The following is a 14,565-nucleotide window of genomic DNA, read 5'->3' on the forward strand; positions in this document are numbered from 1 at the left end:
GTTTGCGCCGCCGCGATCCTGCATTACCATCGGGCGATCATCGCGCGCGGCTGCTGCCGGACCGCGCACCCCGCCACCTCCGCGCTCCATCACCGATGCTCGCTCTCATCATCATCGCCGGCCTGTGGGCCGGCCTGCAGAATGCCCTCGCGGGCGGCGGCTCGTTCGTCACGCTGCCCGCGCTGATCCTGTCGGGCATGTCGCCGCTCGCGGCGAACATCACGTCGACGGTCGCGCTATTCCCCGGTCAGGTCACGACGGGCTGGGCGAGCCGAAACATGGTGCGCGGCGCCGGCAAGCTGCCGTTTCGCGCGCTGTTCGCGATCAGCGTGGCCGGCGGCGCACTCGGCGGGCTGCTGCTGCTGAAAACTCCGTCATCGATCTTCTCGCACCTCGTGCCGTGGCTCGTGCTATTCGCGACGGTCGTGTTCGCGTGGGGCAGCTTCTTCCGCAAGCCGGGCGTGGACACGCAGCACCTCGGCCCCATCACGGCCGCGATCGCGCAGTTCCTGATCGCGATCTACGGCGGCTACTTCGGCGGCGGCATCGGCTTCCTGATGATGGCCGCGCTGACGATGGCCGGCCTGTCGCCGCGTCACGCGATGTCGACCAAGAACGCGCTCGCGGGCGTGATGAATGCATCGGCGGTCGTGCTGTTCCTGACGTCGCCACACCTGCACTGGCAGGCGGCGATCGCGCTCGGCGGCGGCGCGATCGTCGGCGGCCTGCTCGGCGCGTGGGCGCTGCACCGCGTGAACGAGCGCGTGCTGCGGATCGCGATCGTGTGCATCGGCGTCGCGCTGACCGTCGGGCTGTTCGTCAAGCCGATCTGACGCGCGCGTGCCGATCGCACGCTCGGGCGGGCATCCGTACGTTGAGGGAAGGCGGGTAGCAGGGAATGTGCGCACCGCGATGTCGCGGGCGCCCCGCTCGTCAATCGTTGCAGGCGGGCAGTTTCAACCGAACGGCCGCACGCCGATCAGCGGCCCGTGCAGGAACAGCGCGAACACGGCCCATACGACGAGCCCGGCCGCGATCGTCACGCCATCGCCCGACAGCCTGCCGGCCGGATAGCGGACGCCGTCGCGGCGGTCGCGCGCGCGCCACACGACGAAATCGACCAGCGACCACACGAAAAATGCGCCGAACAGCACGACCGCATGCAGCGTGCCGTTCGCGAGCAGGTGCGCGACCGCCCACACCATCACGCCGGCCACCATCGGATGACCGACGAGGGTCTTGATGCGGTTGCGCGGCACGTAGGCCGCGGCGATCAGCACGAATGCGATCGCGGTCAGCATCCCGGTGAGGTGGCGCACGCCGACGGGTGACACCCACAGCAGCGTCCCGTTCTGGCGTGCGATCCCGTAACCCCAGACGATCAGCACGAAGCCGACGATCGACGCGATCGCATAGGGGCCCTTCCAGCGTTTCTCGCCGATCCGCTCGATGGTTGCGGAGCGCCAGCCGTCCGCGACGATCCGGATCGAATGCACACCGAGGAAGATCACTAAACCGAGAATCAGGACGAGCATCGGCTATCTCCGTCTGGAACGATGAGTGGGGGAAACGTTCGCGCGGCTTTCGATGCGCCGTTCGCGAGGCCGGCGGCGACACCGGCTCGGGTTGCGCCGGGCACGGACGCAATCGCGCCGATCATAAACGCCGGGGCCGCCGTTGTGAAGCCGGCGAACCATGCGGTGCGTCAAGCCCGGCGCTTGCGCGCACCCGCCGTGGTTCGAAAAAAGGAAGGAAAAAGCGCCGTCTTATGGCCGACGCTGCGTGCGCTTGCGCGCCGCCTCCGGCTTCGGTTTCGGCGCCGGCTTCGACTTCGGCCGTGCGTTGCGCTTCGGCGCCCCCGCCAGCAGCGCCGCGCGATATGCGCCGCGACACCAGTCGAACAGCGCGCCCGCGTCCTCGAGCACGTCGGCCGGCGTTTCGTAATAGCCCTCGAGCGCAACGGTGCGTGTGGGCCGCTCGTACGAGAACGGCCCCATCCCCGCCGCCACGAACGCCGGACGGTTCACGTCGTCGACGCGCAGGAACAGCGACCCGCGCGACATGAAGCCGAACATCACGCCGTCGAGCCGCATCGCCGCGCCGCTGAAGAACCGCACGACCTGCACCTTGCCGAGCGGCGCAAGCTGGTAGGCGATCTCCTCGCCGTGCGCCTTCTCCGCCTGCCAGCTCATGCGAGCTCCGTGCAGCGCTGCGTCCACCCGTCGAGTTCCGCGTCGTCGAAGCCGACGGCCGCCGCGCTCTCGCGGATCTGCCGCCACGTCGCACGATCGACCGGAATGCCGTCCGCGCCGCGCGCCACGCGGCTCGCCTCCTCCGGCTCGCCGGGCATCCGCACCGGCGCATCGCCCGCCTGCGGCGACGCCTTCGCCCACGCGACGAACGCATCGGCTTCACGTTCCGCGTCGGCCGCATCGAACGCGTTCGGATCGATCAGCACCGACAGCATCCCGTTGACGATCGCGCTCGTCTTTTGCAGCGTGTCGCCGTAGGTCGTATGCCCGCCGACCAGCGCGCCGCCGAAGATCTCGCACATCGCGGCCAGCGCATAGCCTTTGTGCAGCCCGAACGGCAGCAACGCGCCGAACGGCTGCTCGTGCATGACGGCCGGATCGTCGGTCGGCTGGCCGCGATGATCGATCAGCGACCCGGCCGGCACGCGCTTGCCTTGGTTGTACGCCACCCGCGTCTTGCCGTACGCGATCGCGCTCGTCGCGAAATCGAGCAGCAGCGGCGGGCGGCCCGCGCGCGGATACGCGGCGCAGAATGGATTCGTGCCGAAGCGCGGATCGGTGCCGTTGAGCGGCGCGACGAGCAAGTCGCCCGGCACGTTGACGAAATGGAACGACACGAGGCCCGAGCGCGCGCACTGCTCGGCCCAATGCCCGATGCGGCCGAGGTGATGGACGTCGCGCAGCCCGATCGCGCAGATGCCCATGCGCCGGGTCCGCTCGATCCCTTCGACCATCGCCTCGAACGCGATCACCTGGCCGAAGCCGCGCCCGCCGTCGATCGTCAGCACCGCGCCGCCGTCGCGGACGATCGACGCGTGCCCGTTCAGTTGCAGTTGCCCTTCCCGCCACGATGCGACGTAGTTCGGGATCATCCCGACCCCGTGCGAATCGTGCCCGGCCAGATTCGCGCCGACCAGATGATCGGCGACGAGCCGCGCCTCGCGCTCGCTGCTGCCGGCCCGCTCCCAGAGTGCCGCGACGAATGCGTGCAGCGGTTCGGCGCGCATGCGCAGCGGGTCGGTGGCGGGTGTCGGCAGCGCGGTCATCGGCAAGGCTCCATCAGGTCAGGCGGGATCCGGTCGGGTCGAATCGGGACAGGCAGCGCGAACGCTCAGCGCGCGGTCGCGATCACGTCCGCGACCGCCGCGGTCAGCTTCTTCGCATACGGCACGTGCAGGAACTCGTTCGGCCCGTGCGCGTTCGACTTCGGCCCGAGCACGCCGCACACCATGAACTGCGCGGACGGGAACCCTTCCTGCAGCACGTTCATCAGCGGGATCGTGCCGCCGAGGCCCATGTACGCGCAGTCCGCGCCGAAGTGGCGGCGCGACGCGGCGTCGAGCGACGACGCGAGCCACGGCGCGAGATCCGGCGCGCTCCAGCCGGTCGCGGCGCCTGCGTCGGGCTTGAACGTGACCTTCGCGTTGTACGGCGGATCGAGTTCGAGCAGTTCCTTCAGCTGCTGCACGGCCTGCGCGGCGTCGACGAGCGGCGGCAGGCGCAGCGACAGCTTGAACGCGGTGCGCGGACGCAGCACGTTGCCTGCGTCGGAAAGCGCCGGCAGGCCGGCCGCGCCCGTCACCGACAGCGACGGACGCCACGTCGAATTCAGCAGCGCCTCGCGCGGATCGGTCGTGGTCGGCAGCACCGGTTTGCCGTCCATCCCGCACGCCCACGGCAGCCCCTTCCACACGGTGTCGCCGAGAATCGCGGCGGCCGCGTCGGCTTCGCGCACGCGGCTGTCGGGAATCTCGCAATGGAACACGCCCGGCAGCAGGTTGCCGTTCTTCGCATCTTCGAGGCGTTCGAACAGCTGACGCATCACGCGGAAGCTCGACGGCGCGATGCCGCCGAAGACGCCCGAGTGAACGCCTTCCTCGAGCACCTCGACCTGCAGGTCGCCGGACACCAGCCCGCGCAGCGACGTCGTGAGCCACATCTGGTCGTAGTTGCCGGCGCCCGAATCGAGGCACACGACGAGCGACACCTGGCCGAGCCGGTCGCGCAGCGCGTCGACGTACGGCAGCAGGTCGTAGCTGCCCGACTCCTCGCAGGTTTCGATCAGGCCGACGCAGCGCGGCCGTTCGACGCCCTGCTCGTCGAGCGCGCCGAGCGCCGCGAGGCTCGCGTAGATCGCGTAGCCGTCGTCCGCGCCGCCGCGGCCGTACAGCTTGCCGTTCTCGAACTTCGGCGTCCACGGGCCGAGGTCCGCGCGCCAGCCGTCGAATTCGGGCTGCTTGTCGAGGTGGCCGTACAGCAGGATCGTGTCGGTGCTGCCCGCGCGCGTCGCGGGGGTTTCGAAGAAGATCACTGGCGTGCGGCCGGGCAGGCGCACGATTTCGAGCTTCAGGCCTTTCACCGGCTGGCGTTCGGCCCACTGCGCGGCATCGGTGACGACGCGTTCGAGATACCCGCGCTGCGCCCAGTCGGGGTCGAATGCGGGACTTTTCGCGGGGATCGCGATGTAGTCGGTCAGTGCGTGGAGGATTTCATCGTTCCACTTGCGCTCGACGAAGGTAACGAGCTTGTCATGGTCGAGGACGGGGGTAGTGTCGACGGAGGTCATGATGGGTGCCTGGATCGGGCTGATGAAAAAACGGATGATACGCCGATGGGCCCGCCCCGGGGCCTTTCTGCGGCCGGCTTCCGCGTCCGTTTCGGGCCCGTTTCCGCTGCCGCTCGAACGCGCGCCGCGCCGCGGATTCACCGGCCCTTCCGATACAAGAACAAGAAGTGCATTAGCCGGCGGCACGCCTTTTAATGCGCTCGACAATAATCAATCGACTCGATCAGGATTCGACGACTCATTTACGTCACAAAATGATTTAACCGATTCGTCAAGAATCGATTATTCGCCGGCGGCCGATCCAGCCGACTTGCGACTTCCCGCCTCCACTGCCGCTCCGCCCGTCCTGTCGCATCACCCCAAACGATTCGGCATCGCAATTCCAGCCAACGCATTTCACTGACATCGATCAACATTTAACCCATTAAATGTCGGCGTTTACCATTAAAAAATCGATGAGCGATATACCATGACGTCGTTTAATAAAACGGCGATCCATTCCGGAATCGTCGACTGGCGCCGGGCCGCGCCACCTCAACCGCATCACGTCCATTCAAGGAGCCCCGCATGTCCGATGCCAGCTCGTCCTCCTCCCGCTCCGCCGCCACACCGGCCGCGATATCCGCGCCGAAAATCGGCGTCGTCCCCGCCACGCTGATGGTTGCGGGCAACATGATGGGCTCCGGCGTCTTCATGCTGCCCGCGAACCTCGCCGCCACCGGCGGCATCGCGATCTTCGGCTGGCTGATCACCGTGGTCGGCGCCGTGTCGCTCGCGCTGGTGTTCGCGAAGCTCGCGGCGATCGACCCGGCCGCCGGCGGCCCGTATGCGTATGCGCGCAAATCGTTCGGCCCGTACATCGGCTACCAGACCAACCTGATCTACTGGCTCGCTAACGTGCTCGGCAACGTCGGCCTCGCGGTCGCCGGCCTCGGTTACCTGACGCACTTCTTCCCCGTGCTGCGCGACCCGCTCGTGTTCGCGCTCGCGCAGATCTTCGTGATCTGGCTGTTCACCTACGCGAACATCCTCGGGCCGAACGTCATCGGCCGCGTGCAGTCGGTCACGACGATCTTCGCGCTCGTGCCGATCCTCGGGATGGCCGTGTTCGGCTGGTTCTGGTTCAGCAAGGACGTGTATTTCGCCGGCTGGAACGTGTCGGGCGCGAGCAGCTTCAGCGCGATCGGCGCGACGTTGAACTTCACGCTGTGGGCATTCATCGGCGTCGAGAGCGCGTCGGTGTCGGCCGGCGTCGTCGAGAACCCGTCGCGCAACGTGCCGATCGCGACCGTCGGCGGCGTCGTGCTCGCGGCCGTGTGCTACGTGCTCAGCTCGACCGTGATCATGGGGATGATCCCGAACAAGGCGCTGCTCGCATCGAGCGCGCCGTTCGCCGATGCCGCGCGCCTCGCGCTCGGCGACACCGCCGCGAACGCGGTCGCGATCTGCGCGGCGCTCGGCTGCCTCGGCTCGCTCGCGGGCTGGACGCTGCTGGTCGGCCAGACCGCGAAGGCCGCGGCCGACGACGGCCTGTTCGCCAGCGTGTTCGCCCGCGTCAACTCGAAGAACGTGCCGTCGGCCGGCCTCGCGATCGTCGCGGCGATCATGTCCGTGCAGGTGCTCGCGACGATGTCGCCGAGCGCGAGCGAGCAGTTCGGCAAGATCGCGTCGATCGCCGTGATCATGACGCTGTTGCCGTACATCTACTCGTGTATCGCGATCAAGGTGCTCGGCTACGGCAAGATGCCGTCGCACCAGTTCACCTTCTACACGATCGTCGGCCTGATCGGCGCCGTCTACGCGCTGTGGGCAATGGTCGGCTCCGACGGCCAGCAGACACGCTGGTCGCTGATCTTCGTGATCGCGACGATCGTCTTCTACGAGTTGTCGATCAACCGCCAGCGCGAAATCGAGGAAACCCATGTCCATCCGGGCGGCCGTTCGCCGCGCTGGGTGCGCTACCTCGCGCTCGGCGTGACCATCGTCGCGCTCGTCGCGACCTTCTGGATCTCGGTGGGCCGACACGAGGCCGACATTCTTCACGCCCGCTCGCCGGCCGCGGGCGTCCAGGCAACCCAGCAAACGGGGGAATAACCATGACCGCTACCTTGACCCAACCGGCGTTTCGCCGCCTCGGCATGAAGGCGCTGCTCGTGCAGCACGACATCGACGAACGCACGGCCACCGGCCGCGCAGCCACCGCCCTCGCCGAAGAATTGCGCGCACGGCTGGTCGACGTGGTAATCGCGACGTCCGCCGAAGACGCGCGCGCGGTGGTCGACGCCGATCCCGCGATCCAGTGCCTGCTGCTCAACTGGGAGCTCGGCAACGATTCCGAGCATGCGCCCGCGCGGGCCGTGCTGGACGCGATGCGCGCGCGCAATGCGACGGTGCCGGTGTTCCTGCTCGCGAGCCGCGCGAGCGCGGCCGCGATTCCCGTCGACGCGATGCGCAAGGCCGACGACTTCATCTGGATGCTGGAGGACACCACCGCGTTCATCGGCGGGCGGATCGTCGCCGCGATCGAACGCTATCGCGAGACCGTGCTGCCGCCGATGTTCCGCGCACTCGCGCAGTTCTCGCGCGTGTACGAATACTCGTGGCACACGCCGGGCCACACGGGCGGCACCGCGTTCCTGAAATCGCCGGTCGGCCGCGCGTACTTCGAATTCTTCGGCGAAGCGCTGTTCCGCTCGGACCTGTCGATCTCGGTCGGCGAACTCGGCTCGCTGCTCGACCACTCGGGCCCGATCGGCGAAAGCGAACGCTACGCGGCGCGCGTGTTCGGCGCGCACCGCACGTATCACGTGACGAACGGCTCGTCGATGTCGAACCGCGTGATCCTGATGGCGAGCGTCACGCGCAACCAGGTCGCGCTGTGCGACCGCAACTGCCACAAGTCGGCCGAGCATGCGATGACGATGTCCGGCGCGATTCCGACCTACCTGATCCCGTCGCGCAACCATTACGGGATCATCGGGCCGATCATGCCGGAACGGCTCACGGCCGCCGCCGTGCGGCTCGCGGTCGACGCGAATCCGCTCGTGCGCGGCCGCGACGGCATCGATCCGACGCCCGTGCATGCGCTGATCACGAACTCGACCTACGACGGCCTCTGCTACAACGTCGCGCGCGTCGAGGAACTGCTCGGCCAGAGCGTCGACCGGCTGCATTTCGACGAAGCCTGGTACGGCTATGCACGCTTCAACCCGATCTACCGCGACCGCCACGCGATGCACGGCGATCCGTCGCAGCACGACGCGAGCAAGCCGACCGTGTTCGCGACGCAGTCGACGCACAAGCTGCTCGCCGCGCTGTCGCAGGCATCGTTCATCCATGTCCGCGACGGCCGCAACCCGATCGAGCACGCGCGCTTCAACGAGGCGTACATGATGCACGCGTCGACGTCGCCGAACTACGCGATCATCGCGTCGAACGACGTGAGCGCCGCGATGATGGACGGCCCCGGCGGCGAGGCGCTGACGACCGACGCGATCCGCGAGGCCGTGTCGTTTCGCCGGATGCTCGCGCGGCTGCACGCGGAATGCGAGGAGAACGACGACTGGTTCTTCAACGGCTGGCAGCCGGACACCGTGGTCGATCGCAAGACGGGCCGGCGCGTGCGCTTCCATGAAGCGGACGAAACGCTGCTCGCCACCGATCCGTCATGCTGGGTGCTGCATCCGGGCGACACGTGGCACGGCTTCGGCGAGATCGAGGACGACTACTGCATGCTCGACCCGATCAAGGTATCGATCGTCACGCCGGGCGTCGCGCCGCACGGCGGCCTGATGCCGGTCGGCATTCCGGCGTCGGTCGTCACCGCGTATCTGGACCGGCACGGCATCGTCGTCGAGAAGACGACCGACTTCACGATCCTCTTCCTGTTCTCGCTCGGCGTGACGAAGGGCAAGTGGGGCACGCTCGTCAACACGCTGCTCGACTTCAAGCGCGACTACGACGCGAACGCGCCGCTCGAACAGGCGCTGCCGGACCTCGTCGCGCGTTATCCGGACCGCTACGGCAAGCTCGGCCTGCGCGAGCTGTGCGACCTGATGTTCAGCGCAATGAGCGACCTGAAGACGACCGAGATGATGTCGCGCGGCTTCTCGACGCTGCCGCAGCCCGACTTCAGCCCGGCCGAGGCGTTCGAGCATCTCGTGCACAACGACATCGAGATGCTCGAGCTGTCTGAGATGGCGGGCCGCACCGTCGCGACGGGCGTCGTGCCCTATCCGCCCGGCATTCCGCTGCTGATGCCCGGCGAGAACGCGGGGCCGGCCGACGGGCCGCTGCTCGGCTACCTGAAGGCGCTCGAGCAATTCGACCTGCGCTTCCCCGGCTTCACGCACGATACGCACGGCGTCGAAGTCGAGGACGGCGTGTACCGGATCGCCTGCATCCGGCAAGTCGATCGCAAGACCAACACGCGCTGAGCGCGTGCATCGCGACGCCGCGCCGGCAACCCGCGGCCGGCATCGCGACGCAGGGTGAGCCGCCGGTTATGCCGGCAGCCGCCCGACCCATGCGGCAAGCTGCGCTTCGCCGTCTTCATCGAGCTTGCCCTTCAGTTCGCCGTACCACGGCGCGATCGCGTCGGCCGGCTGCGTGACCTTCAGGATCTCGAAACTGTTCTCGAGGAACGAAGAAAAGAACGGAATGCCGCGCAGGTGGAGGAAGGTCGAGTCGGTGATGTGCACGTGGCCGTACACGTCGCGCACCCAGGCGAGATGCGGCAGCGCCTCGCGCAGGTGGCCGCTTTGCATCAGCGCGGAGATGAAGTTCACGCGCGCGGCGACATCCGACTGCTCGTGCGTGTCGTGATTGACTTCCGCGGCCTTCTGCAGCCACGCTTCGCCGCGCTCCACTTCGTCGCACATCACGGATGTCGTCGCGAGCTGCACCGCGTTGTGCGCGCTCGGCTCGTGGTCGAACAGCGCGAGCCAGTACGGAAATGCTTCCGGGTAACGCTTCATCGCCGAGTACGACAGCGCGCACAGGCGCGCCGCATCGGCGAGCCGCTCCGCATGCGGCGCGGCGGCCGCGATCGCGGCTTCGTGCCGGCCGGCCTGGAATGCCTTCAGCGCGGGCGCGAGCTCCGGTGCGATGTCGGGGGCGGCGTCCTGCCCGGCCGCGTCGGGTGCTTCCGGGGCGTCCGACGCTTGCGCCGAAGGCGCGGGCGATGCCGCTTCGTCACGCGGTTTCTTTCCGAACAGCTTTCCCAGCAGGCCCATGGTGTTGTCCTTGTCGTTGTGAGGGGGCGATGGCGGCTTCCTGCAGCGGCGCGCAATACGCGGCATGCGTGGATCGCCGCACGGCGACCGCCATCTTACGCGCGCCCGGGGTCGGCAAGAAGTGCCTGACGGCCGGGCGCCGCTGCGAGCACGCCGCATACCATCAACTGCGCGGCCACTAAGCCGGCCTGCGGCACGTTCATTCATCACCGGGATCGTGTCACCGTCTCCGCACGACAATATTGAGAATTCTTTGAGATATTGAGACGCGCATTCGGTCACGCCTTATCGTGCTGCGGCGGCCGGGCCCAGCCGCTCACATCCGGGTTTGACTTATTGCGGATCTGATCGACGCATGTCAACCGGCCACGACAAACAACATCATTCGACGCATACCCAACCGTGAAAATTGAAAGCCATTTCAGAAAGATGGCGCCGCTCATGATGGCCCTCGTATTAGCGGGGTGCGGCAACGATACGTCCGTTTCGTCCGCTCGGCCGACGCAGCAACAAACCGCGCTCGCGAACCTGAACGAAGCGACCTCCGGCAAACTGGACGCGCTACTGGCACTCCGCGCCGCGCATCCGGACAGCGGCACCGAACAGCTCATCGAGACGTTGTCACGCGAATTTCTCGGCACCCCTTATCGGGACGGCATGCTCAAGGGGGCCGCGACCACGCCGGAACAACTCGTGATCGACTTCAGCGGACTCGATTGCTTCACTTATCTCGACTATGTCGAAACAGCGAGAAAGGCCGTGACAAAAGCCGACTACGCCGATCGTCTCGTCCGGACGCGCTACGTGAACGGCGACATCGATTTCCAGCACCGCCGCCATTTCTTCACGGACTGGGCCAACCGGCCGGTGCTGCTGGCCGATGACGTGACAACCGCGCTCAGCGCCCGCGCCGTCACGGTCACGAAGCAACTCAACAGGAAAGCCGACGGCGACACGTACGTGCCTGGACTGCCGGTGGTCCGGCGGGACGTCGCGCATATCCCGAGCGAGTTCGTCGACGACTATGTCGTCAGCCGGCTCCGGACCGGCGATTACATCGGCATCTACGCGAAAGCGGACGGCCTCGACGTCACGCACGTCGGCTTCTTCGTCGCGACAAGCGACGGGCCGATGCTGCGCAACTCGTCGTCGAAGCAAGCCAACATGAAGGTCGTCGATTCGCCGTTTCTCGAGTATGTGAAGAACACGCCGGGCATCGTCGTGCTGAGGCCGCGCGCCTGAGCGGCACGGCGCCCCGCGCTCAAGCCCCCGGCGCGCGATCGCCGCGATCCATCCCGCGCCGGTACGCGGCGGGGCTCGTCGCCGCGACGCGCCGGAAATGCCGGCGCAGCGATTCCTCGGAACCGAAGCCCGAGCGCGCGGCAATCTGCGCGAGCGACAGCGCGGGATGCGTTTCGAGCATGTCCTTCGCGAGATTCACGCGCTCGCGGATCAGCCACATGAGCGGCGACATCCCCGTCGCATCCGCGAACTGGCGCTGCAGCGTGCGCGTGCTCATCGCGGCCTGCGCGGCCAGCGACGCGAGCGTGTGCGGTTCGGCCGCGTGCGCGCGCATCCAGTCGATCAGCTTCGCGAGCCGGTCGCTGCCGCCCGGCGCGACCGGGCGCGGCACGAACTGCGCCTGGCCGCCATCGCGATGCGGCGGCAGCACGAGGCGCTGCGCGACGCGGTTCGCGATCGCCCCGCCATGATCGCGGCGCACGAGATGCAGCAGCATGTCGAGCCCCGCGGCCGAGCCGGCCGACGTGACGATCTGCCCTTCGTCGACGTACAGCGCGTCGGGATTCACGCGCAGCGCCGGATAGCGCGCCTGCAGGCGCTCGGCGTAACGCCAGTGCGTCGTCACGGTCAGCCCGTCGAGCACGCCTGCCGCCGCGAGCACGAACACGCCCGAGCAGATCGAACAGAGCCGCGCGCCGCGGCGATGCGCGGCCCGCAGCTTCTTCAGCAACGGTTCCGGCGGCCGTTCGTCCGGATCGCGCCAGCCGGGAATCACAATGGTGTCCGCGCGATCGAGTGTGGCAAGCCGGTACGGCGCGGCGACCGTGATGCCGCCCGCCGCGCGCACGGGCCCCGGCTCGCTCGCGCACACCGCGAAGCGATACCAGTCGACGCCGAGTTCCGGGCGCTCGAGCGCGAACAATTCGACCACGCAGCCGAATTCGAAGGTGCAGAGGCGATCGTAGGCGAGCGCGACGACGAGATGATTTTGCATGGCGCGATGTTACCGGAACTTGTCGATCGCGCCACTGCCGGAAAAGCCGGCGAACCGCGATACTGCCCTTCATTGCGGCGCATTCCGCGCCGTCCTGATGGAGCGCCTTTCATGTCATACGTAACCGATGTACCCGCCGCCGACAGCGCCGCCGCCCTTGCGCACTTCGAAGCGTCGTTGGGCTTCGAGACCGATTGCTGGGACGTGCACGACGCGCTCGCGTCCGGCGCGCCCGATTTCGTGCTGCTCGACGTGCGGAGTCCGGAACTCTTTTCCGCCGGCCACGTGCCGGGCGCACGCAATCTGCCGCACCGCAAGATCGTCGCCGGCAAGCTCGCCGAGCATCGGGCCGACACGCTGTTCGTCGTGTACTGCGCGGGCCCGCACTGCAACGGTGCCGCGCGTGCGGCGATCCGGCTCGCGCGCCTCGGCCGCCCCGTGAAGCTGATGATCGGCGGCATCACCGGCTGGCTCGACGAAGGTTTCGCGCTGAGCAACGATGGGGAACCGAAGGAGCTCCCCGCGCGCTGATCGTCACTAAAAACGCAACAATCAATTGCCAGCACACAACCGGAAAAAGCGCGACAATCAGCCTCATTGCAGTTCGGATGGAGCAGCAACATGCAACACGCAGTCCTGATTCAGGTGGCCGGTTCCGTCGCAGCGATCGCGCTCTATTTTCTCCCGGCCGTCATAGCCGACCGGCGCGGCCGGCACGACAAGCTGATGATCGCGATGTTCAACGCCCTGTTCGCATGGACGGGCATCGGTTGGCTGATGACGCTGTACTGGGCCTGCCAGCCGAACCCGCAGACCGACGTCGCGCAAACCATCCTCGCGAAGCGCCGCGGCGTCAGCATGCGGACTTTCTCGACCGGTCTGGTCGAACGCGTGCAGCGCCGCGTCGCCGCCCAGGAGCAATGGGCCGAAAAGCAAGGTTGCCGTTAAGTCCCGCTATTCCGCTTACCTCGCCGTGCCGAACTTCGGCATCCTGACGTTGGTCGAGCCCCGGTAGTCCCACACCAGCCTGTCGCGCGGCGCCTCCCCGCCCGCGCGCAACCATGCCCCGAATGCCCCGGCCGTGACCGCCCGCGCGATTCGCTCGCCCGGGCAGCCGTGCGGCCCCGTGCCGAACCCGAAGTTCGGCCCCGGCGCGCGGCCCGGCAGCAGCCGATGTGGCTCGCGATGCACGGCCGGATCGCGGTTCGCGGCCGCCAGCACGACGAGGATCGCTGCACCGGCATCGACGGTCACGCCTTCGATCCTCGTGCGCGACGCGACGAAGCGGCGCGTGTTCTGCACCGGCGAATCGAATCGGCCAACCTCGGCGACGAAGGCATCGAGCGCGGCGGTGTCCGGCATCGCGCGTTCGCCCTCGGCCGCATCATCATCCGTCGTACCGTCCCACGCAACCAGCACATTGCCGAGCCATGCGGCCGTGGCCTCGCACGTCTGCGACAGCAGCCCGACGAGATTCGCGACGAGCGCATCGCTCGCGTGCCAGCCCGCGGCAGCGGCCGCCTGCTGAATCGCCGCGACCCAGGAGCCGTCCTGCGCATGGGTGCGCGCGACGCGCTCCGTCATCCGGTCGAGCAGTTGCCGCGCGGCGTCGCTTGCGCGGGCCAGCGCCGCGGCGTCGGACAGCGGCGACAGCGCGGCGACGAAGTCGACCACCAGCGCGGCGATGTCGTCGAGCTGCATCTCGTCGAAACCGAGCTGATCGGCGACCGCGCAAACGGGCACCGACAGACACCACGCGTTCAACGCATCCGCGTCATCCGGCGCGCGCAGCCGGCTGCCGGCCAGCTGGGCGGCACGCTCGCGCAACGCGCCTGCGTCGATCGGCGCGCACGCCGCGCGCAGCGCCTGCTTCGGCACGTCGTGCCGCAGGGCGCCGTCGTTCATGCGCACCAGCTCGCCGAACAGCGCGCCTGCCGTCGTGCCGCGCAACGCGGGCGGCACCGGCGCATCGAGCGGCCTGACGCGGCACGCCGGATGGCCGAGCACAGCCGTCACGCTCGCCGCCCGGCTCGCGACCCACAGGCCGAGCGTGGCGTCGAACGCGAGCGGCGGGCCGTCGACGAGCGTCGCGTAATAGGGATAGGGATCGCGGTGCGTCACCGCGGCAATCGGATCGGTCGGGTTCATGCGTGAAGTATCGGCGCGCGGGGCCGCCGCATGTTTCCGGATGACGTGAAATGTCGAGGTTGCCGCGGGAGGCTGGGAGCGCGGCCGCCGCTGCACGGCGACAGGCGGGCGGCGCCGCGCCATAGCGGA

At 68.1% G+C, this 14,565-nt stretch carries 15 protein-coding genes; 7 read left to right on the forward strand and 8 right to left on the reverse strand.

Going from position 1 to position 14,565, the window contains the following annotated elements; genetic code table 11:
- Window positions 1–95: 95 nt before the first annotated feature.
- Window positions 96–833 (forward strand): sulfite exporter TauE/SafE family protein, encoded by a 738-nt coding sequence (locus ABIC50_RS16425; RefSeq protein ID WP_354165476.1) that lies wholly within the window; start codon window positions 96–98, stop codon window positions 831–833.
- A 123-nt stretch (window positions 834–956) separates the two neighbouring features.
- Here the strand turns inward: ABIC50_RS16425 and ABIC50_RS16430 are convergent, their stop codons facing one another.
- From ABIC50_RS16430 to ABIC50_RS16445, 4 genes are all read right to left on the reverse strand, one after another.
- Window positions 957–1,535, reverse strand: coding sequence for an NnrU family protein (locus ABIC50_RS16430; RefSeq protein ID WP_354165479.1), 579 nt, complete (start codon window positions 1,533–1,535; stop codon window positions 957–959).
- A 231-nt stretch (window positions 1,536–1,766) separates the two neighbouring features.
- Window positions 1,767–2,192: a TfoX/Sxy family protein gene (locus ABIC50_RS16435; protein ID WP_354165481.1), complete on the reverse strand. Its 426-nt coding sequence runs from the start codon at window positions 2,190–2,192 to the stop codon at window positions 1,767–1,769.
- Window positions 2,189–3,298: a malate/lactate/ureidoglycolate dehydrogenase gene (locus ABIC50_RS16440; RefSeq protein WP_354165483.1), complete on the reverse strand. Its 1,110-nt coding sequence runs from the start codon at window positions 3,296–3,298 to the stop codon at window positions 2,189–2,191. Before ABIC50_RS16440 ends, ABIC50_RS16435 begins: the two co-directional genes overlap by 4 nt.
- A 65-nt stretch (window positions 3,299–3,363) precedes the next feature.
- Complete coding sequence (locus tag ABIC50_RS16445) at window positions 3,364–4,818, reverse strand: M20 family metallopeptidase (RefSeq protein WP_011659327.1); 1,455 nt, start codon at window positions 4,816–4,818, stop codon at window positions 3,364–3,366.
- A gap of 1 nt (window position 4,819) precedes the next feature.
- Between ABIC50_RS16445 and ABIC50_RS16450 the strand changes: the two genes are divergently transcribed.
- From ABIC50_RS16450 to ABIC50_RS16460, 3 genes are all read left to right on the forward strand, one after another.
- Complete coding sequence (locus tag ABIC50_RS16450) at window positions 4,820–5,221, forward strand: hypothetical protein (protein WP_354165485.1); 402 nt, start codon at window positions 4,820–4,822, stop codon at window positions 5,219–5,221.
- A 164-nt stretch (window positions 5,222–5,385) separates the two neighbouring features.
- Window positions 5,386–6,912: an arginine/agmatine antiporter gene (adiC, locus tag ABIC50_RS16455; protein ID WP_175726526.1), complete on the forward strand. Its 1,527-nt coding sequence runs from the start codon at window positions 5,386–5,388 to the stop codon at window positions 6,910–6,912.
- Between the two features lie 2 nt (window positions 6,913–6,914).
- Window positions 6,915–9,254 (forward strand): Orn/Lys/Arg family decarboxylase, encoded by a 2,340-nt coding sequence (locus tag ABIC50_RS16460; RefSeq protein ID WP_354165487.1) that lies wholly within the window; start codon window positions 6,915–6,917, stop codon window positions 9,252–9,254.
- Window positions 9,255–9,320: 66 nt separating this feature from the next.
- Here the strand turns inward: ABIC50_RS16460 and ABIC50_RS16465 are convergent, their stop codons facing one another.
- Window positions 9,321–10,052, reverse strand: coding sequence for a hypothetical protein (locus ABIC50_RS16465; RefSeq protein WP_175674447.1), 732 nt, complete (start codon window positions 10,050–10,052; stop codon window positions 9,321–9,323).
- Between the two features lie 278 nt (window positions 10,053–10,330).
- A complete protein-coding gene (locus tag ABIC50_RS16470; protein ID WP_354165490.1) occupies window positions 10,331–10,495 on the reverse strand; it encodes a hypothetical protein in 165 nt (54 codons plus the stop codon).
- 1 nt (window position 10,496) lies between these two features.
- On the opposite strand from ABIC50_RS16470, the gene ABIC50_RS16475 reads away from it, so the two are divergent.
- Entirely contained in the window at window positions 10,497–11,294 is a 798-nt protein-coding gene (locus tag ABIC50_RS16475) for a DUF1460 domain-containing protein (protein ID WP_354165492.1), read from the forward strand.
- Window positions 11,295–11,313: 19 nt separating this feature from the next.
- On the opposite strand, the gene ftrA is transcribed toward ABIC50_RS16475, so the two are convergent.
- Window positions 11,314–12,288 (reverse strand): transcriptional regulator FtrA, encoded by a 975-nt coding sequence (gene ftrA / locus ABIC50_RS16480; RefSeq protein WP_354165494.1) that lies wholly within the window; start codon window positions 12,286–12,288, stop codon window positions 11,314–11,316.
- A 111-nt stretch (window positions 12,289–12,399) separates the two neighbouring features.
- Between ftrA and ABIC50_RS16485 the strand changes: the two genes are divergently transcribed.
- Window positions 12,400–12,819, forward strand: a complete 420-nt coding sequence (locus ABIC50_RS16485) for a rhodanese-like domain-containing protein (RefSeq protein WP_354165497.1) — start codon at window positions 12,400–12,402, stop codon at window positions 12,817–12,819.
- Between the two features lie 90 nt (window positions 12,820–12,909).
- Entirely contained in the window at window positions 12,910–13,236 is a 327-nt protein-coding gene (locus ABIC50_RS16490; protein WP_011659335.1) for a superinfection immunity protein, read from the forward strand.
- A gap of 15 nt (window positions 13,237–13,251) precedes the next feature.
- Here the strand turns inward: ABIC50_RS16490 and ABIC50_RS16495 are convergent, their stop codons facing one another.
- Window positions 13,252–14,436: a cytochrome P450 gene (locus ABIC50_RS16495; RefSeq protein WP_354165499.1), complete on the reverse strand. Its 1,185-nt coding sequence runs from the start codon at window positions 14,434–14,436 to the stop codon at window positions 13,252–13,254.
- Window positions 14,437–14,565 lie beyond the last annotated feature (129 nt).

This window comes from Burkholderia sp. 567 (assembly GCF_040545115.1).
GTDB lineage: Bacteria > Pseudomonadota > Gammaproteobacteria > Burkholderiales > Burkholderiaceae > Burkholderia > Burkholderia ambifaria.